Annotated in this window: 16 protein-coding genes; 6 read left to right on the top strand and 10 right to left on the bottom strand. The window is 72.0% G+C overall.

The annotated features are described in order from the left end of the window. Window positions 1–295 precede the first annotated feature (295 nt). Window positions 296–2,356 (top strand): NACHT domain-containing protein, encoded by a 2,061-nt coding sequence (locus ABD335_RS06915; protein WP_344321205.1) that lies wholly within the window; start codon window positions 296–298, stop codon window positions 2,354–2,356. A gap of 60 nt (window positions 2,357–2,416) precedes the next feature. Here the strand turns inward: ABD335_RS06915 and ABD335_RS06910 are convergent, their stop codons facing one another. Both ABD335_RS06910 and ABD335_RS06905 read right to left on the bottom strand, forming a co-directional pair. Next, window positions 2,417–2,563, bottom strand: coding sequence for a hypothetical protein (locus ABD335_RS06910; protein WP_344321204.1), 147 nt, complete (start codon window positions 2,561–2,563; stop codon window positions 2,417–2,419). A gap of 48 nt (window positions 2,564–2,611) precedes the next feature. Beyond that, complete coding sequence (locus tag ABD335_RS06905; RefSeq protein WP_344321203.1) at window positions 2,612–3,208, bottom strand: SMI1/KNR4 family protein; 597 nt, start codon at window positions 3,206–3,208, stop codon at window positions 2,612–2,614. A gap of 262 nt (window positions 3,209–3,470) precedes the next feature. Here ABD335_RS06905 and ABD335_RS06900 point away from each other — a divergent pair, with 262 nt between their 5' ends. Continuing rightward, on the top strand, window positions 3,471–3,956 hold the full coding sequence (locus ABD335_RS06900; protein ID WP_344321202.1) for a hemerythrin domain-containing protein: 486 nt from the start codon (window positions 3,471–3,473) through the stop codon (window positions 3,954–3,956). Between the two features lie 155 nt (window positions 3,957–4,111). Here ABD335_RS06900 and ABD335_RS06895 read toward each other — a convergent pair whose 3' ends face one another. Then, window positions 4,112–4,336: a hypothetical protein gene (locus tag ABD335_RS06895; protein ID WP_344321240.1), complete on the bottom strand. Its 225-nt coding sequence runs from the start codon at window positions 4,334–4,336 to the stop codon at window positions 4,112–4,114. Between the two features lie 331 nt (window positions 4,337–4,667). On the opposite strand from ABD335_RS06895, the gene ABD335_RS06890 reads away from it, so the two are divergent. Continuing rightward, window positions 4,668–5,096, top strand: coding sequence for a VOC family protein (locus tag ABD335_RS06890; protein ID WP_344321201.1), 429 nt, complete (start codon window positions 4,668–4,670; stop codon window positions 5,094–5,096). A 626-nt stretch (window positions 5,097–5,722) separates the two neighbouring features. On the opposite strand, the gene ABD335_RS06885 is transcribed toward ABD335_RS06890, so the two are convergent. From ABD335_RS06885 to ABD335_RS06870, 4 genes are all read right to left on the bottom strand, one after another. After that, window positions 5,723–8,965, bottom strand: coding sequence for a hypothetical protein (locus ABD335_RS06885; protein WP_344321200.1), 3,243 nt, complete (start codon window positions 8,963–8,965; stop codon window positions 5,723–5,725). Further along, window positions 8,962–9,480, bottom strand: a complete 519-nt coding sequence (locus tag ABD335_RS06880) for a hypothetical protein (protein ID WP_344321199.1) — start codon at window positions 9,478–9,480, stop codon at window positions 8,962–8,964. The genes ABD335_RS06885 and ABD335_RS06880 overlap by 4 nt, the downstream gene beginning before the upstream one ends. Window positions 9,481–9,947: 467 nt before the next feature. Then, window positions 9,948–10,835 carry an ABC transporter permease gene (locus tag ABD335_RS06875; protein ID WP_344321198.1) on the bottom strand — a complete coding sequence of 296 codons (888 nt, stop codon included), beginning with the start codon at window positions 10,833–10,835 and terminating at the stop codon, window positions 9,948–9,950. Further along, entirely contained in the window at window positions 10,832–11,788 is a 957-nt protein-coding gene (locus tag ABD335_RS06870; protein ID WP_344321197.1) for an ATP-binding cassette domain-containing protein, read from the bottom strand. The genes ABD335_RS06875 and ABD335_RS06870 overlap by 4 nt, the downstream gene beginning before the upstream one ends. A 999-nt stretch (window positions 11,789–12,787) precedes the next feature. Here ABD335_RS06870 and htpX point away from each other — a divergent pair. The 3 genes from htpX to ABD335_RS06855 all read left to right on the top strand — a co-directional run bounded on the left by htpX (window position 12,788) and on the right by ABD335_RS06855 (window position 15,104). After that, entirely contained in the window at window positions 12,788–13,693 is a 906-nt protein-coding gene (htpX, locus tag ABD335_RS06865; protein WP_344321196.1) for a zinc metalloprotease HtpX, read from the top strand. Between the two features lie 18 nt (window positions 13,694–13,711). Next, the gene (gene pspAB / locus ABD335_RS06860; RefSeq protein WP_344321195.1) at window positions 13,712–14,290 is read left to right on the top strand and encodes a PspA-associated protein PspAB; all 579 of its coding nucleotides are present in this window, start codon (window positions 13,712–13,714) and stop codon (window positions 14,288–14,290) included. Between the two features lie 361 nt (window positions 14,291–14,651). Then, a complete protein-coding gene (locus tag ABD335_RS06855) occupies window positions 14,652–15,104 on the top strand; it encodes a YybH family protein (RefSeq protein ID WP_344321194.1) in 453 nt (150 codons plus the stop codon). 1,301 nt (window positions 15,105–16,405) lie between these two features. Here ABD335_RS06855 and ABD335_RS06850 read toward each other — a convergent pair. From ABD335_RS06850 to ABD335_RS06840, 3 genes are all read right to left on the bottom strand, one after another. Continuing rightward, entirely contained in the window at window positions 16,406–16,858 is a 453-nt protein-coding gene (locus tag ABD335_RS06850) for an iron chaperone (protein ID WP_344321193.1), read from the bottom strand. Between the two features lie 321 nt (window positions 16,859–17,179). Continuing rightward, a complete protein-coding gene (locus tag ABD335_RS06845; protein ID WP_344321192.1) occupies window positions 17,180–17,860 on the bottom strand; it encodes a hypothetical protein in 681 nt (226 codons plus the stop codon). A 357-nt stretch (window positions 17,861–18,217) separates the two neighbouring features. Beyond that, window positions 18,218–18,763 (bottom strand): LamG-like jellyroll fold domain-containing protein, encoded by a 546-nt coding sequence (locus ABD335_RS06840; protein ID WP_344321191.1) that lies wholly within the window; start codon window positions 18,761–18,763, stop codon window positions 18,218–18,220. Between the last annotated feature and the right edge of the window lie 10 nt (window positions 18,764–18,773).

Here is an 18,773-nt window from a genome sequence, read left to right as displayed (position 1 = left end):
CCTCCCGATCTTGTCCGTCGGGATTCTGTACCACCCCGCCGATGTCGCCCCGGTAGGTCACCGGGGGCCCGGCCCGCCGGGGCTCAGCCCGTCCGAGGTCTGGCGAGTTCGGCGGGGAGTGCCGGGGCCGAAGTGCTCGTCGTCGCCGACGCGTTCGCCGCCACCGTGCGGTTCACGGCGTCCCTGCTGCCGAGTCGATGACCTGCTCCGCGGAGCACCGGGCGCAGGGAGCGGCGTCGCCGACTCGCCGCTTTTCGGTGTGGGTTCCGTGCCGGTCCGGCCATGATGGGGCGTCATGGGGAGAGGGCACGGGCAGGGATGGGCGCTCGCGGTTTTGGCGGCGGTGGCGTTGGGTGCGGCCGTCGTGTTCGGGGCGCGGGCCGCACGCAGCGGTGTCACGGTGGGCGGCGACTTCGACGGGGTGGGGGCGACGATCGCCCTGGCGTCCCTGGCCGTCGCCCTCGGCGCCGCCTGGCAGAGCGCCCAGGCTCTGCGCTGGCAGGAGACCGACCTCCAGCAAGTGACGGCACGGCTGGCGGTGGCGGTCCTCGACGAGGTACGCGAAGCCCGGCAGCAGCTCCTCGGCGACCACGACAAGACCATCGACGTCCGGTTCACCCTGCGCCCCGCCCTGGCCCACACCGCCGACGGCGCCGGCACCGGCGGACAGCTCCGGACAGTCGTGGACTACTACCGCAGGCTGCGCCCCCGACGGCTGGTGATCACCGGGACCCCGGGGGCGGGCAAGACCGTGCTGGCCCTGCAACTGATGCTGCGCCTGCTGGAACAGCGCACGGCGGATGACCCGGTGCCGGTGCGGCTGTCCCTGGCCTCCTGGAACACCGACGAGGATCTCGGGCAGTGGATCACCCGACACCTGCGGGATGTCTACCGGCTGCCCGCGGCCTCGGCCCGCGAGCTGGTGACGGCCCGGCGGGTGCTGCCGGTACTGGACGGCCTGGACGAGATGGACGCCGACCCCACTCCCGGCTACGCCTCCCGGGCCGGCCGGGCGGTGCGCGCCGTGAACCGGTACCAGCACACCGACGCCAAGGCGGAGCTGGTGCTGACCTGCCGCACCCACACCTACGACACCCTGGAGGACCTGCGGGGTGTGTGGGCCCAGGACGCCGCCCGGGTGGAGATCAGCCCCGTCGACCACACCCAGGCGGGCACCTTCCTCCGCGGCCGGGCCACCGACCCTGGCCGCTGGCAGCCGGTGGTCGACGCACTGCAACAGGCCCCGGACGGTCCACTGGCCCGTGCCCTGTCCACTCCCTGGCGTCTGGCCCTGGCGTGCACGGTCTACGAGGCACGTGACGAGGCAACCGGCGCCTACCAGCGCGATCCCACCGAACTGCTCGCACCGGACCTGGACACTCCCGAGGCGGTGAGCGAGCACCTCCTGGACCTGCTGATCCCCGCCGTCACTCCGCTGCACAACCGGCAGCGCGGCACCCACCACACTCCCGAGCAGGTCCGCGCCCGGCTCACCACCCTCGCCGCCTACCTCAACGACAACGCCGTCACCGGGCGGACCGTGGGCGGGCGGCCCTTGTCGGGTACCGACATCCTGCTCCACGAGCTGTGGCCGCTGGCCGGCAGCCGCCTGCCCCGGGCCGTCCACGCCGCCCTGGTCGCCACCGTCTGGCTTCCCTGTCTCTGTGCCGCCGTCGTGCTCTTCCAGGTACCCATCGGTTTCTCCCCGAGGCAGCTGATGAGTGTCGGAGGACTCCACTTGGTGACCTCGATGGCCGCAATCTTGGTGTTCGCAGCCTGGGCGACGATCTGGCCGGAACCGCACCGGGCGGATCTGCAGCGGATCCGGACACCGGCCGGTCGGCGCCGCGTTGCAGGGGGACTCGCACTCGGACTCGCGGTCGGGCTCGCGCTCAACCTCGCACTCGGACTCGCGCTCGGACTCACACTCGCACTCGGACTCGCACTCGGACTCGCGTCCGGGCTCGTGGCCGGGCTTGGGGCCGGGCTTGGGGTTTCCGGGACGTTGGGGAGCGTCAATCCACGCGATGCCGTGAAGAACGACTTCACGTTCAACCTCACGGTCGGGCTCGCGTTCGGGTTCGTGGGCGGAATCGCGCTCGGAAACGCGATCGGAGTCGCGATCGGAATCGTGCTCGGACTTGTGGTCGGGCTCGCGTCCGGGCTCGCAAGTATGCGGTATGTGGCGCTGCTGGTGTGCACGCGCCGGTGGGGCCGCCACCGGCTGCCGTGGCGGCTCGGCCGGTTCCTCCACTGGTGCTACGGCGCCGGACTGCTGCGCATCGCCGGCACCGCCTACCAGTTCCGGCACCGCGAACTCCAGGACCACCTCGCCTCCCGCACACCCCTGCCGTAGAAGCCCGGCCTGGACTTTTACGTCCCTGACATCCCCCGCCCCCAGGCGGTTTCGTTTGGATCAGCGGGCGGGCCAGAGGAAGACGCCCACGGCGTGCAGCCCGGCCAGGCAGGCGGTCGCGGTCTTCTCGTACCGGGTGGCGAGGCCACGCCGGCGCAGGTGCTCACGGACCGCGCGGGAGGAGGACGCCGTGTCGGCCCGGACCACCTCCGGCCTGGTCCGAGGGCCGGCCGCGGCGGCGTGGCGGTAACCCGCCTACCGCCAGTCGAGACGCCCGTCGATCACGCGCGGCGCGCTGCCGTCCCCGAAGCCCCGCCCCTCGCACAGCGCGTTGGCGACCTCGGTCAGGTAGGCGGCGAACGTCGCCTTCCCCGGGTTCGGACGTTCGGCCTCGGCGTAGTCGCCGAGCAGCCCGTACCCCTGGCCGGGGGTGCAGTCGACAAAGCCGCCGTAGAAACCGTCCGGGTCGATGGTGGTGATCGGCAGGTACCGCTGCCCGGACTCGTCGTCCGGGCGCGCGGCCGCGGCCGGGCCCTCGAACCACGCTCTCAGGTTCTCCAAGGGGCCGATCCCCTCGCCGTCGGGCAGGAGGTACCCGGTCGGCTCGGGGGCGTCGTGGGATGCGGGCCGGTCGAAATCCGAGACCGGTCCGGTGCCGTTGCGCACCAGGTAGAAGGCGCGTACATCGGCCGGGACCGTCAGGTCGAGATCCCGCTCCAGGATGCGGAGCTCGCCCTCCGTCGCGGGCGCGGGCAACCGCTGGAAGGTGCGGGGCGCGTGCTCCTTCAACCACGTCTCGATCCGCGCCCAGGCGACGAGGGTCTGTTCGGCCCGTGTCCGATCATCGGTCATGGCCCGGACCATAGCCGTGAGGGACGACACCGGCCGCCGGCCGCTGACAAGGCCTCACCCGGACCACCCACGGATCACGATCCAATACGCGTTCTGACGAGCTCGTGCAGGCGTGCTTGGCGTGTCCCACATTCCTCGACTGGCCGGCGTGGGTGGCCGTGCTTGTCGTTCCGCCGGTCGCGTGATCAGATGGCGGCAGCATCGCGTGCCGGTGACGGACTGCGTCAGGCATGGAGGTGCGGGACCGAAGGGACCGCCATCCGTGGCTTCCCACGACGGCGACCGTGTAGTCGCCCTGAGTCGACAGCTCGCGCAAGCACATCAAGAGCTACGTCGCCGAATCAGCGAGATCAGGACAAGTCTCGGGCACCGCCGGTTGAGCGACGACGTGCTTCTCACCCATTGCCTTGCCTTCTGTGCCGCGTTGACCTCGCACCACCAGGGTGAGGACCGCGGGATGTTCTCCCAACTGCTACGGGAGCGCCCGGATCTCACCGCGACGGTCGCGAATCTCGTTCAAGACCATGAAATGATCGCCTCGATCGTGTCTCGGGTGGGCGAACTGGCCGACAAGGCCGCCGAATCGCGTGGCCCGACCCTGGAGGCGATCGGGCGCGAGCTTGACGGATTGATGGCGATCATGGAATCGCACTTCAACTACGAAGAGCGGACGATCAGCGAGGCACTCGACGACGGGGTACCCGACACCGACTGGCCCAGCAGGGTGTTCGGGTTCGGCAGGGCATGAACTGGCATGGGTGCCGGCCGACGAGTGGTGCGAGCCGGAGGCCAGGTCCGGGGTACGGCTCCGCGGTTCCGCCGCCATGTCCCGGCCGGCGGAAAACAGGTGGCAGTCCCACCGGCCCACCTTCGCCGGCGGCGCACCCACCGCCACGATGTCGATCAGACCATGCGCGTCAACAGGCTCAGGGCATCGTCCACTGCCTCCCCCGCTCCGAGCCGCCGGCGCAGCATCGGATAGCGGGAGGTCTTCGGCTCGTCCCCCTCCAGCGACACACGGGCCTGCTCCAGCGCGGCATCCGACATCCGCCGGGCGCCCTCACGGACGATCTCGTCGATCGAGGAGCCGTTCGGTGTGGTGCCGTCGCCGTTGACGACGCTGAGCACGGGCGTGCCTTCCCCAGGGCTGCGTCGTTCTCGCGGGGTGTCCGGTTCGATCACCTGACGCCCAAGGTGGCCGAGGGCCCGGCGGGGCTGCGGACGTGGCGGCGGAGGCCGGCGGCGATGCTTGTGCGGCCGGTGAGCCGGAGGGCACCGGGAAACGCGGCGCGAGCCGTGGCCGCGGTCCGGTCCGGAACGGCGGACACCCCCGTGGAGGCAGCGACATCGGTTCCCCCCGCCGCACGGCACAGCAGCGGCCCGCAAGGGCCATCCTCCCGCCAACGCGCGGATCCACAAAGGGAATTGCGCAGCAGAATGCCCCTGCTACGGTGGGCCGATGGCATCGGTCAAGCAGGTCCAGGTCACCTTCGACTGCGCGGAACCCGAGCGCGTCGCCCGTTTCTGGTGCGAGGTGTTGGGGTACGTCGTACCGCCGCCCCCGAAGGGGTTTGCCACGTGGGACGATTTCGATCGCTCGCTGCCGCCGGAGGACCAGGGGTCACGGTTCGCCTGCGTTGATCCCTCGGGTGTGGGCCCGCGCCTGTTCTTCCAACGCGTTCCCGAAGGCAAGGTCGTCAAGAATCGGGTGCACCTTGACGTGCGGGTCGGCACCGGACTCGTGGGTGAGGAGCGCCTGGCCGCACTCGAGGCCGAGTGCGCACGCCTGGTCGCGCTCGGCGCGGTACGCGAGCGGCTGCTGTACGACGGCAACGACTCGTGCATCGTGATGCAGGACATCGAGGGCAACGAGTTCTGTCTCGACTGAGCGTCCTCCGAGACGGCGAGGTGGGGAGCCGTCCCCCTTGGGCCTCTCCACATGTGGTCCCGTATGGGGCGGGATGTGTTCCGTGAGAGCGAGGGTGTGAAGTCGGGCGATGCCGAGCGCGGCCTGGTGGGCGCCGTCGTCCTTACAGGCTGCGTCGTTCGGTCCGACCGGCTTGATGGTGATCCAGGCAGTGAAACGGCTGTGAGATCCGCGGAGCGCACCAGAACGTAGGCAGGCACGGTCTCCGGGTGATCACGAGGTGTCGAATCCCCGATCACCACAACGGAAGACCGTGCCTGCGCGCTCGTCCTCGCCCATCCCCGCCGGTCCGGGCCGCTCGCTGCTGCCCGGCCTCCCGCGCCCGGCCATCCTCGGCAGCACGTGATCAGACCGGGCAGGCCCACTGAACGACGCCGCCCTGGTGACTTCCCAACCGACGGTGCTCAGGTGGCCCGTACGAGGAGCGGGCATCCGCCCGGCGTTCGATCCTGTGGTGGTGTGCCGGGCGATGACCGCTGTATGCGGAAGGCTCGGCTCCGGCCGGCCGGATCACCGAGCAGACCACCGACCGGTCGCGTCCGGGCCCTCGGGCGTCCCGCTGTGACCGCCGGCGGGACGAGTCCGCTCTACCGCGTCACCCGGTACCTCTCCCCTTCGTCGATGCGGCGGAACTCGTCGAGTGTCAGGGTGACGCCGAGGGGGGTGCCGGGGTCGATGTAGAGCACCAGGTTCTTGTGGCCGCGGTTGCGACGCCGGATGTCGGCGATGTCCGTGGTGCGGTGCCGCCACTCGTCGCCCAGCATGTACCGCATCGTCTCCGGTGAGGTGTACACCACCTGGCACGCCTGCTCGTCGGGCAGCGGAGTGCGGTACGGCCAGGCCGGGGGCCGGTTCGTGAACGTTCCGCGCAGCAGCGCGCGCAGGGGCAGCATCGGCACCAGGAGCTGCCCGTCGGCGATGAGACGGGCCCACAGCAGGTCGGCGTGGTCCCGCAGGGCCTGCAGCAGCCGGGCCTCCCGGTCGTCCGCCGGTGTCCAGGGCGCCGGTGGCGTGTCACGCCGTTCCAGTACCGCTCCGTCGGGCGGGATGCCGTCGTACCAGGTGGTCATGATCTCGTGGCGGGGCGGCAGCGCCAGTCCGTTGCGGCGGACCAGGGCGGCGCTCTCCTCCTGCCTGCCGGTGTCCGCCAGGAGCCGTGCCTGGACCAGGAGCGCCGTGTTCAGCGCGTCGTGGAGCCGCGGGTGGCGGGCGGTGAGGCGGGCGTACGCGGCCGTCGCCTCTTCCGCCACCGCGCACGCCTCTTGGGCCCGTCTGGCGCGCATGAGCTGGTTGCGGAGGTTGGCGAGGCAGTCGGCGCGCGCAACGGCGTGGGCGCCGGGATCGGCCGCGTGCAGCAACGTCCACAGCCGCAGCGCCTCCCGTGTCGCCTCCACGGCCTCGTCGTCGCGGAGCCGGGCGGACAGCCGCGCGCCCAGGTTCATGAGCGCGGACGCCAGCCCCTCCGCGTCACCGGAGTCGGCGAGGCGGCGGCGGGCCAGAACAACGGCCTCCGTGCTCGCCTCGAGCGCTTCCCGGCCCCGGCCCGCCTTGTCCAGCAGCAGGCCGCGGTCCGACAGGCACGCGGTCAATCTGCGCTGGTAGACGGCGGGGTTGAACCGGGCCAGCCGCCGGAGGATGTCGGTCGCCTCCTCGCCGGCGCGCACGGCCTCCTCGTGCCGCCCCGCATCCGCCAGCAGCAGCGCCTGGTGGTAGAGGACGTCGGCGAGGAAGGGACTGCCCTGGGCCGGGTGGGCGAGGGCGAATCCGCGGGCCAGCGGAACGGCGCGCTCGGCGTCCTCCCGCGCCTGATCGCCCCGGTTCAGCAGGCGCAGGGCCGCGGCGCGGTACCCGAGGGCCTGGGCCAGGCCGATGGCCTGTTCCGTGTCCGGAGGGTCTCCGGGGGCGGGGGAACCCAACAGGTCGACGAGCCTGGTCAGCAGCTCGACGGCGTGCTGGGCGTCCCCGAACGTATGCAGCGCGTGCACCGCCGAGTCGAGCAGAGCGGATTCGGCGACCCGCACGACCTCCCGGTCGACGTCCTCGCACTCCGCGAGCAGCAGAAGCGCCTCCCGCGTGCGTCCGTACGCCTCCTGTCCGCGGCCGGGGCCCTGCGCCAGCGCGTTCGCCTGCAGCAGCAGGGCCGTCGCCAGCAGGGGCCGCTGCTTCGGGTCCTGCCGGGCCGTGGACCGCAGTTCGGCCACCGGCTCCGACAGCAGCTCACAGGTCGTCTCGAAATCACCGGCGTTGTTCAGTCGCCGCGCCGCCTCGATCACGACAGCCGCCCGGCGCGGACCGGTGACGGGCTGGTGGCGTGCCCACCGCAGCGTGACCGCGGCCATGCCGACGTCGAGAACCGGCTGCATTCCTGCCGGAAAGCACGCCCTGACCGCGTCCAGCACCCCGGACGCGGCGGCATCGTCCGTGGCCAGGAAGACCAGAGCCGGTGATCCGGCGTCGAGGGCCGGACGGGGATCGTCCAGCAGTCGGGGGAAGAGGTGCCGCGCGCCCACGTGGGTCCAGCGCTCACCGGCCGCCGCGAGGAGCGTCACGGCACTGACGGCCCATGCCGGCACCGTCCCGTCCGGGTCGCGTGCCAGTAATCGCGCGACGACCTCTGTCGCCCAGTCCTGCGCCGGGAACTCCGCCTCGTGCCCGGGAAGGGTGAGCGCCACGAAGTCCTCGGCGAGCCGGTCGGGATAGAGCGGTCGCAGAGCCAGCCCGTGCCGAGGCGGCGGATAGCACAGGGCGTGGTCGTCGATCACAGCACTGGCCTCTGTCTCCGGGAACAGTCGGCCGAACAGCGGCCGGGCGTCCCACACCGGCAGGACACCGACGAGGCACGCCAGGAAGACCGCCTGTTTCATCAGCGACGGATGGATGCCGGTCCGGCCGCAAGCCGATGCGCGGCCTTCCGCGCCCTGCCCGTACCGCAGTTCCCAGTGGCTGTGTTCCCGGTCCAGGAGGAAGACGGTGAGGCCCTCCACGGTCCGGGGCGGGGCGACTCCCCGCAGGGCGGCGTCCACGGCGACCAGGGCCGCCATGTGCACGGCGAGGGGCAGCCCGAAGTCGGGATGGTTCAACGAGGTCGGCGGGCCGATGAGTTCGGGCCGGTGGTGTCCGCGCAGCCGCGCGTATCCGTCGCGCGCCGCGTGGAACATCCGCAGGCGGTCCCGTCCTTCGGGCGACAGCGGTTCCAGCTTCATCGCGGAGACCTGGCCGCGTTTGCGTGCCTCGCTGCGGACGGCCGGCCAGGAGTCGAGACTGCGGCCGATCAGCAGCACGCGCGTCCGCTTGCCCGGGCGCCTGAGCATCGCGTTGCTCAGCAGCCAGTGCAGGTGGGTGACGGGCCAGCGGTCGGCGTAGTCGACGACCAGCAGCACTCCGGGCGCGTCGCCCGGGCGGAGATCCTGACTGCCGGGCTCTGGCAGCAGTGTGCCGCCGTGCAGTGCGGTGGAGACCTTCCATCCGGCGGCGACGCACTCGTCGGCGAAAGCGGCGGCCAGCCGGGTTTTGCCCTGGCCGCCCGGCCCGTGCAGCCAACGCACCGCCATGGCGGTGTCCCCGCCGTCCCGCCACCGCCGCAACTGCTCCAGCTCGGCCTCGCGTCCCGTGAACGGCACCACCGCGCTCTCCGCGCCGAGCGCGTAGCTGGGCGGGTCCTCGTCGGTCAGCGGCCCGGCCCCGGGACGCCGCTCCCACTCGTAGAGGACGTAGACAGGCTGCCCGTCCACGTAGACGTGGACGTCCGCGCCGTTGGCACCGTAGGCGAACCCGTTCTCGGCCTTGACGATCTGGGTGACGTGCGACGGGCTGGAGGGGTCCGGCGTCACCGCTCGCCGACCGTCCCCGGGTTCGGGTTCGGGTCGTCGAGTGTGGTGACGATGACGGAACCGCCCTGCGAGGCGAAGACCCGCCCCTGGCCATGGGCGATGTTCGTCTGGTTCCAGGTGGTGCCGCGTTCGGTGAGGGCCTGTTTGATCTCCTCCAGCAGCGTCCGCAGCGCCGCCGCCGAACTCTCCCGCTCCGGCTCGTCCAGCCGCTCCAGGTGGGTCTCGAAACGTACCTGCCAGGTGCCCTCCTGGTGGGCGAGTTCCCGCGGCCCGTCCTCCGCGGTGCCCAGCACCCGTGCGGTGTGGTCCAGCCGGGCCAAGGCGTCGCCGTCCTCGCCGCCGCGTCCGAACCACGCTGCCACGCGGCGGCGAACCACGTCCCAGGCATCGGTTCCGGCGGCCTGCACCACGGCGGTCCCGGCCGATGCGGCAAGTGCGATCAGCGCCTCAGGAAGCATGGTCCTCCTCCCGGCGACGGCCGCCTCGACGTACTCGTCGCCGCTACGGTTCAACATGGACTGACGGCCGGTCACCGTACGTCGCGGGTACAGTACACCTACCCGTCGGGGCATCGCCCGCACCCTCGTCTGCCACCGCCGACTCACCCCATTGAGATGACCCGTGAGTGAGCGCTCGGTCCGCTCATCACGGGCTTTGCCGTGGCTCAGCCGGTCGACGTCTCGGAGAAACACATCCTGTTTGCTCTGACATGACGCCGTCACCCGTCGCCGGCAGCCCGGCGACGGTGGTGTCGAACGCTTTGACGACCGTCACGTCCGTGCCGACGATCTGCTGGATCTCCTCGGCCGCCGAACTGCCGGGTGGCCATGTCGGCAAGGCGTTCCGCCGGTGGATCGACGCCGTTGGCGACGGCTGCGCCCCCGTCGGGAAGTGCTGCTCGTCGAGGCGGTCCGGGCCCCGGCCGGACGAACGGTTGCACGTCGGCCGGTGGACCCGGCGAACCCGTGTCCGCGTGGGTTCCTCAGGACAGGACACGGCGTCGGAAGTTGCGCAGGCCCAGGGTGAGGAAGACGGCGCAGAAGCCCGCCAGCACGGGATACACGACGTAGAGGGGCATGTGGGCGATGTCGGTGACCCCGGCCCGCATGCCCTCGCTGATGTAGACCAGGGGGTTGACCAGGACCAGCACCTGGAGCCAGTGGACTCCTCCGACCTGCACCGCGGACAGTTCGGTCCACTGGTAGTAGGTGCCGCCGAGGAAGACGAGCGGCAGCACCACGAAGCCGAACATGACGCCGATGTTCCGGGGCTCGAAGGTGGTGCCCAGCAACAGTCCGAGAGAGGTCATGGCGACGCATGCGAGCGGGACCAAGGTGAGCACGACCCACCAGTGGAGGGACAGGTCGGGATGCACTCCCGGCGCGTGCACCACGGCCGCGACCGGCAGCACGACGGCTGCCGAGATCAGCCCCTGGGCGGCACCGGACAGGACCCGGGCCAGGGCGACCAGCCAGATGGGGCAGGGCGCCTGGATCCGGTCCTCTATCTCCCGGGTGAAGCCGAACTCCTGGGACATCTGGATGGCGACGGACTGGATGCCCTGGAACATGATGGCGATCGACACGACTCCGGGAACCAGCACGGTGGCGAACGCCGACTCCCCGGCCGCCCCGCCGGCCGAGCCGACGCCCTGCCCGATGACGGGGAAGACGTAGAGGAAGACGAAGACGAGCAGGAACGGCTGCATCACGGTGCGGCCGAGGAACTCGCCGAAGCTCTTCCTCAGCACGGTCAGGTCGCGCCGGATCAGGGCGGCCAGCGCCGAGCGGCTGGACGCCGCGGCGGACCGGGCCGGCAGCACGCTGATGTGCGCCGCCGCCCGCGGGGTCGTACCGGTGACGGCCATCATTCCCTCAGCTCCTTTCCGGTCAGAGCGATGAAGACCGTTTCCAGGGTGCTCTCCGCGACCGAGAGGTCGATCAGGTCGTAGCCGCCGGCCTCGGCACTCGTCACGATCCGCGGCAGCAGCCGCCTCCTGCCCTTGACCTGCAGTTCGACCCCGTCGCTCATCAGCCGGGTGCGGATGATGCCGTCGATGTCGCGCCGCAGCCGGGCCTCCAGGCCTTCCGGACGGCCGTGGGTCAGCACCGTGACGACGGTGTCCGCTCCCAGGCCCTGCTTGAGCGCGGCGGGCGTGTCCAGGGCCAGGATCCGGCCGTGGTCGATGATCGCCACGCGGTCGCAGAGGCGGTCCGCCTCCTCCATGTTGTGGGTGGTGATCAGGATGGTCTGCCCCTGGGCGATCAGGTCGTCCAGGACCTCCCACAGGGCCAGTCGGCTCTGCGGGTCCAGACCCGCGGTGGGTTCGTCGAGGAAGAGCACCGCCGGGCGGTGGAGGATGGCCCTGGCGAGCAGAAGGCGCTGCGCCATTCCGCCCGACAGGGCGAAGACCGTGGACGCCGCCCACCGCGAGAGGCGGAACCGCTCCAGGAGCTCGTCGGCCCTCCGGCGCGCCTCGCGGCGCGGGATGCCGAACAACAGACCGTGGAAGTAGAGGTTCTCCCACACTGTCAGCGAGCGGTCCAGGGTGTTCTGTTGGGTGACCACGGCGATGACCTGCTTGGCCAGCGTCGGATGGCGGACCACGTCGATGTCCCCGATGTACGCGGCGCCCGAGGTGGGCACCACGCGGGCGGTCAGCATTCCGATGGTGGTGGTCTTGCCCGCGCCGTTGGGGCCCAGCAGCCCGAAGATCTCGCCCTGCCGCACGGACAGGCCGATGCCGTCCACCGCTGCGAAGTCCGTCTTCGGATAGACCTTCGTCAGGCTCACGGTGCGGATGACGTGTTCGGGATCAGGCATCTGCAGGCCTTGCGTGTGGTGGCCACTGTCCGGAGCGGGCGCCGGGGGCACCCGGCCTCGTGCCGGGGACCGGGCCACACGAGCGTTCGAGCCGCCGTGCACACCGGGCGGGGCTCGCCCACCCGCGGGACCGGTGTGGCCCATCCCGCCGACGGCCCCGACCGGCCTCTGAAGTGGCCGCCGGCGGACTCAACCCTCTGGCCTGCCCGAACCGCACCGACACCCCGACCTCGGGAGATCTCGACCGCTCCCTTTGCTGTCGGTCTCCCACCGTACTCCTGCCCTGCCCCGTGCGCGGGCCCGCGGACGAACGGAAAACCGCCGGGCATCGTGTGCGTGCCCGGATCCGGCGGCGACCCGGTGCCGACCGAGCGCGCGGCGGACGACCGAGCGGGCGCCGTCGGCGAGCGCGGCGGAGATCCCCTTGCCCAGGACCACCGCGTCGGCGCGCCGCCGCAGGCCACGGCACCGGACCCGCGTGCGGCGGCACGAGGCGCTCCCTCGGGCAACGGCGGGCGCGGTCTTCCCTCTCCTTGCTCACCCCACTCGTGTCGCACCGTACCGTCGACACATCACCCGGGCCTTCCGGGACCACGGCGAACGTGCCGGGCACGGCTCCCGAGGACACCGCTCGTACTCCTCTCGCCTCCGCAGGGGGCGACATCCGCGGTCCGGGGCCGACGGCACCCGGGCCTCACGCTGGGAACTCGGGCGAAAAGGAGTAATCCTTGTAAAGGTGAACGCAAGTGTCAGCAGACGAGCGACCCGGCCTTCCGGGGCGCGCTGCCGGACACCAGGGGCGCGCTGGAGAGAGCAGCCACGACGTCGACGGCCGGAACAGCGGCCACGCGGTGACACGCGCACCGGTGTTCTCCGTCCCCGCCGGGTCTCCTCCGGCCCCCACCGGAGCCCGCTCCTCGGCCGCCGGAGAGGACACCGTCCCCCGCCGGACGCGGGGTGCGCCCCTGAGACGAGTCCGATTCCCGGAGTGAGAGTGTGATGCGCAGCCGCTTCGAGTCCGACCGGCAACTCACCGCCCGCATGCTGGTGACGATGTTCCTGCTCGGTCTGGTGTACGTGGCGTTCGTCGCCGCGCTGATCGCACTGCTCGACTCCCTCACCCTGGTGATCGTCATCGCCGCCGGCCTGCTGGGTGCGCAGTACTGGTTCTCCGACCGGATCGCCCTGTACGCCATGCGGGGTCGCCTGGTCACCCCGGAGGAACAACCCCGGCTGCACGGGATCGTCGACCGGCTGTGCGCCGGCGCGGACATGCCGAAGCCACAGGTCGCCGTGTCGGAGATGGACCTGCCCAACGCGTTCGCCACCGGTCGCAACGCCGACCACGCCGTGGTCTGCGTCACCACCGGACTGATGCGGCGCCTGGAGACCGACGAGCTGGAAGGCGTCCTCGCCCACGAGCTCTCCCACGTCGCCCACCGCGACGTGGCGGTGATCACCGTCGCCTCGTTCCTGGGCGTGCTCGCCGGGCTGACCGTCCGCGTCGCCTTCTACTCCCAGCTGTTCGGCGGGGGCCGCCGCGACCAGAACACCGCCGCCCTGTTCGCGGCCGTCATGGCGGTGTCCGCCCTGGTGTACGTCGTCAGCTTCCTGCTCATCCGGGCGCTGTCCCGCTACCGCGAGCTGGCCGCCGACCGTGCCGCGGCCCTGCTCACCGGACGGCCGTCCGCCCTGGCCTCGGCACTGACCAAGATCAGCGGAGACGTCGCCCGCATCCCCACCAGGGACCTGCGCACCGCCCAGGCGTTCAACGCGTTCTTCTTCGCCCCCGCCCTCAGGCCCGGCAGCGCGGTGGCCGTTCTGTTCTCCACCCACCCCAGTCTGGAACGCCGTCTGGAGGCGCTCGCGGAGATCTCCGCGCGGCTGAGCGGCGACACGCGGTGAGAGGTGGGTCGAGGCCCCGTGGGTTTCTGGGACGCGCTGCTCGGCCGTAGCAGGCCGGTCGAACCGGATCTGGACCGGCTGTTCGGCCTGCCCTCGGCGGCGATCACCCTCCAGGCGGCCGTCGGTCTCGCTCCCACCGGGGCGGGATCGGTGTGCTTCGCGACCATCGAGGGTGGCGCCTTCACGCGCGTCCGGCAGGAGGTACTGGCGCTGCTGGACGCCGACTCCGGGCGGAATGGCACACCGGTGGAGTTCAGTCGCGACGCCTACGGGTACTCCTGGCTGCTCTCCCGCCGCGCTCCAGACGACCTGCCCGCCCTGGTCAACGACCTGCACGCGGTGAACACCGCTCTGCGGGACAGTGGCTTCGGCCCGCAGTTGCTGTGCTCGCTGGTCGCTTTCCGCACCACCGGACAGCGTCCCGCCGCCCTGGTCTACCTCTACAAACGCGGTACCTTCTACCCCTTCGCCCCGCTGCCCGGCCGGAAACGCGACAACCGACTGGAACTCCAGGTCAGGGCCGCGCTCAAGGAGGAGCTGCACGTCGAACCGGAGCTGGGTCGCTGGTTCCCGCTCTGGGGCGCCCCCGGTCTGTGACCGGACCGCCGGGAGGAACCGCGCTCGGGACGGTCTTCCGCGCGCCGCTGCGGTCCGTCCGCGGTGTTCGGCCGCGGTGACCGGTCCGGTCGGCGCGGCAAGGACCTCGGAGGCGATGCGGGCCGCCCGCGCCGGAGGAACCGGGGATGTACGGGCGAGCGCGGGAGAACGGGGTGGGCGAGGCCGTCTCCCCGGTCGGCCTTGTCACGCTCGCGGCTCTGGCCGCTCGCTTTCCGTGATGGCTCGGCCGCCCGCGATGAGTTCGCGATGAGTTCTGGTGCCGACGGCGGTCCGACCAACCGGACGCGTGTCCGAGAAGGCATCGCGCAGCGACGCCGTCGAGATGTCAGGGAGTCGAGCCGTGTCCGACGACGAAGAGCAGATCCGGGCCTTGATCGAGCGGTGGGCCGCGGCGGTGCACCAGGGCGACCTGGACGGTGTCCTGGTCGATCACGCGGAGGACATCGTGATGTTCGACGTGCCGCCGCCGTACGAGGGCGTGCGCGGCATCGACGCCTACCGCGAGACATGGCCGCCTTTCTTCGCCTGGCAGGAGCAGGGCGCCTCGTTCGAGATCGAATCCCTCGACGTCACCGTCGGCGGCGACGTCGCCTTCGCTCACGCCTTGCTCCGGTGCGGAGCACCGCAGGAACTGGCCGAGCAGCCGGAGAACCGCCTGCGGCTCACCCTCGGGCTGCGCAGGGAACAGGGTCGCTGGGTCGTGGCGCACGAGCACCACTCGTTCCCGGACACCTCCGCCGGGAACGCCACGCCCGCCGCCGAGCGGCAGGTGCGGGCGATCCACCGACGGTGATTCGCCGATACCGCGGCGAAGGACTTGGACGGGCTGATGGCCCACATCGCCGAGGACATCGTCTCCTACGAGCACGATGTGCCCCTGCAGCATGTCGGGGTGGAGGACGTCCGCGAGGTCTGCCGACGCGGGCTGGAGGCGTCGTCCGGAGCCGTCACGCGGATTGGTGTCCGGCCGGCGCGCTGGAGCTCACCGGAGCCGGGGGCGCGGACTGGCGCGTGCGGTTCGACGCGATGGCGGAGGACCTGCGGGCCGCCCTTGCCCGGGCCGCCGACCGGCCGGAGCGGCGTGCGGGCGCCTGCCGTCTCGCCTCGTCCCTGGCCGAACCGGCCTTCGCCCGCAACCTGCTGGGCGAGGCCCGGCAACGGTTCGAACGGGCGGCCTCGCTCGCCGGTGACACCGATGGTGCCGCGGCGCTGCGGCACGCGGCCCGGGTGGCCGGTTGCCGCAGGCTCGGCGACGACATGTTCCGCCTGCACCGTGCCACCGCGGAGGCCGCCCGCCGGGCCGGGGACGCCGTCCGACCTGGCGGTCGCGGCCACCGTCGCCTACCGCTTCCCCGGCACTTTCACGCGGCTTCCCTCCGTGGACGAGGTGACCGCCGTGCTCACCGAGGCGCAACGGCTGGCCCGCGACGGCGACCCGGCGGCCGAGGCGGCCGTCGCGCTGGCCGAGGCGGCAGTGATCGCGGATGCCTTCGGCGCGGTCCAGGGCAACTCCGACCACACCGCGCAGGAGACGGTCGCGCGTGCCGAACGGGCGGTCGAGGCCGCCCGGCGGGCGGGCGACCCGGTGGCCGAGTCCGCCGCCCTCGACGCGCTCTCCGGCGCCCGGAGCTGGGCCGGCGATGCCTTCGCCGCCGCGGCGGCGGCCCGGCGTCGGGTCGATGTCCTGACGTCGGTGCCGCGCACCCCTGCCGGCACGCACGAGCTGGTGGACGCCCCCGCCATGGCCGCGGACGCGGCCCTGGAGCGCGTCGCGCCCGAGCCGGACCGGGTGTGGAAGTGGGTCTCCTGGGTCTGGCTGCACTGGTACGTGGCGCTCCGGGCGGAGGCCCTGCTGGACGGCGACCCCACACGGCAGCCGGCCGCCGCGGCGGCATTCGACGCGGCGGGCTGCCGCTACCAGTCGGCGCGCACGCTGCTGCTCGCCGGGGACGGCCATGCCGCCGCCGGCACGGCGGCGCTCGCCGATCTCGGCCTGGCCCCCATGACCGTCGGGTGGCGGCGGCCCAAGGCGCCCGGGCAGCGCGGGCCGGCGGCGCCGGCCCGGGCCCCCGGCCGTTGCCCGGGCGCGCGCCATCAGCCCACCGCCCGCCTCACGAGGGCGGCGATTCGCTCCTCCACCTCGTCCGTCACCTCGGTCAGGGCGAAAGCGGTCGCCCACATCGGGCCCTCGTCCAGCCTCGCCGAGTCGTTGAACCCCAGCGTCGCGTAGCGCGCCTTGAACTTCGCCGCGCTCTGGAAGAAGCAGACGACCTTGCCGTCCAGCGCGTAGGCGGGCATCCCGTACCAGAGCCTCGGTGCGAGGGTCGGGGCGGTGGTGGTGACGACGGCGTGGACGCGCTCGGCCATGACCCGGTCCGAGTCCTGCATCTCCGCGATCTTCGCGAGCACGTCCCGCTCCGCCTCCGCCGCCTTCTCCGCGCGCGAGCCGCGGCGTGCCGCCTTCTTCCGCTCCTGGGCGTGCTCCTTCATCGCGGCCCGCTCCTCGGCCGTGAATGCCCCGTGGGTGCTGTTGTCGGTGCTGGTCATGGCCACCCCTGTGGTCGTGGGCCCCGATCGGCCCGCTGTGTCCTGCCGGCCTGAACGCCGCGATCACAGTCTCCCCCGGCCGGGATGCGGGCCGCCTCCGTGCCGACCACGGAAACCACCACGGATACCGAGCCGGTGCCTCCCCGGTACCGGCCGGTCGTGTGCCTCGGTTCCGGTTCCGGTCCGGCCTCCGCGACGCTCCTCGGTCCCGGCCCGCCGATGCCGCGGCCGTGTGGCACCGGCGGGGTCACCGGTGGTGCGGCGGAGGCGGAAGAGCCGACGGTGCCTCACCGAAGGCCCCGTTCGTCGGAATCGGTCGGGTCACTCGTGCTCGACGACGACCTTTTCCGCGTTGGCGGCGTACCGGTTCCACCACTCGCGTACCGCTTCCAGCCGGGCGCGGTCGGCGCCGATGAGCTTGCGCTGGTGTTCCGACGCGACGCTCACCCACACCTCCTGCACGTTCGCCTGCCGGTTGCAGGCGCTGTCGGCCTTGGCGACGCGAATCTCCTCCTCGGAGGGACGGCCTCCCGCACCGTGTGTGTCACCCGACTCGTCGCCGCCGAACTCGTTCGCGCCCGCCCCGATGCCGAACCTCTCGTCGATCCCCCTCCTCGTCATGCACCTGCGCCACTCGCTCAGCGCGGCGGTCAGACGAGGGTCCTTCGCGGTCAGGTGCATCGCCTCGGACTCGATCCGGAGCGCCGGACTCGCCGGTTTCAAGGCGTCCCCCGGGGAAGCGTCACCGTTGTCCGGCACCCGGGCGTCTTCGGGTGGGCTGCCGGGAGACAGCCGGCGCACGGCCTCGGCCAGGCAACCGCCCTTCAACAGCGGCTTGCCGTTCACCTCCTTGATGCCGATGCCCATGTCGTCCCCGGTGGCGGCCGCGGCCTCCTCCGGCGAGTCGCTCCTGTTGCGGCCCTTGCCCTGAGGGGACCAGTACCCGGCCGGTGACGGTGGGAGGTACCCGTACCTCGCCGCCTGCTCCGCGGGTATCCGCACGTACTCCGACCGCCGCTCGTGCGGCGAGGGCGAAGAACCCGCGTGACCCGCGGATCGTCGAAGCCGTACCGGGCCATGCAGGAGTTGAACAGCAGGTCCTCGGCTTGCGCGATGGTGTCGGCCTCCTGGTACGAGGCGACGCCGAAGTTCTGGATCGGGAGGAATTCGTCCAAGGGCAGCGCCGGCGACCGTGGCACCTCGTAGACCCGGGCCGACGACGAGGGCGCAGGCTTCGCCCTCCCCCCGGGATTCGTTGTCGCCTCGGAATCCGCCCGCCCGCAGCCCCCCGCAACGACCGCGCAGACCAGCACCGCGGCCACCGGCCCTACCGGCCTCACGCGTCTTCCAGGTCTCGGTTCACCCCGCGGTTGTACAACACCGCACAGCCCCATCGGTAGTCGGCGTGCTCCACACGGCTCGCGGGGCCACGGCGTACGCCTGTACCTCGTCGACGTCCCCGTGCAGGTGGTCGCCCCGGCCGTCGCCGACGTGGGAGCGGCCGATCCGCAAGGCGCCGGAACTCGGCGGGCTGCCGGGGAAGGACGCGGTCGCGCCGTCGTTGGTGCAACCGTCGAGGTGGAGCTTGATCCGGTCGGTGGCGTCGTCGTACGCCACGGCCAGTCGGTGGCCTGGCCCCTCACCGCCGTCCGGAGCCTCGCTCCGGGACACCACGACCTCGGGCGCGCCTGCCCTGTCCTTCCGGGGCATGACCAGTTGCCAGGCGTGGACGGACGGGTCGTGGCGCACCGTGAAGACGTCCGTGTGCTTGCCCGGCTGGAACCGCACGGTCACCGGACCGGCCGGTTCGGAATCGGCGAGGCGGACGACCACGCCCAGGGTGAAGCTGTCCGTTGTGTCCACGACGGCGCTGCCGGTGGTGGCGTACCCGCTCTTGCCGTCCAACCGGAGGCGG

Source organism: Streptomyces macrosporus, assembly GCF_039533145.1.
In the GTDB taxonomy this organism is placed as follows: domain Bacteria; phylum Actinomycetota; class Actinomycetes; order Streptomycetales; family Streptomycetaceae; genus Streptomyces; species Streptomyces macrosporus.
This window is presented reverse-complemented; position numbering and strand designations above follow the sequence as displayed.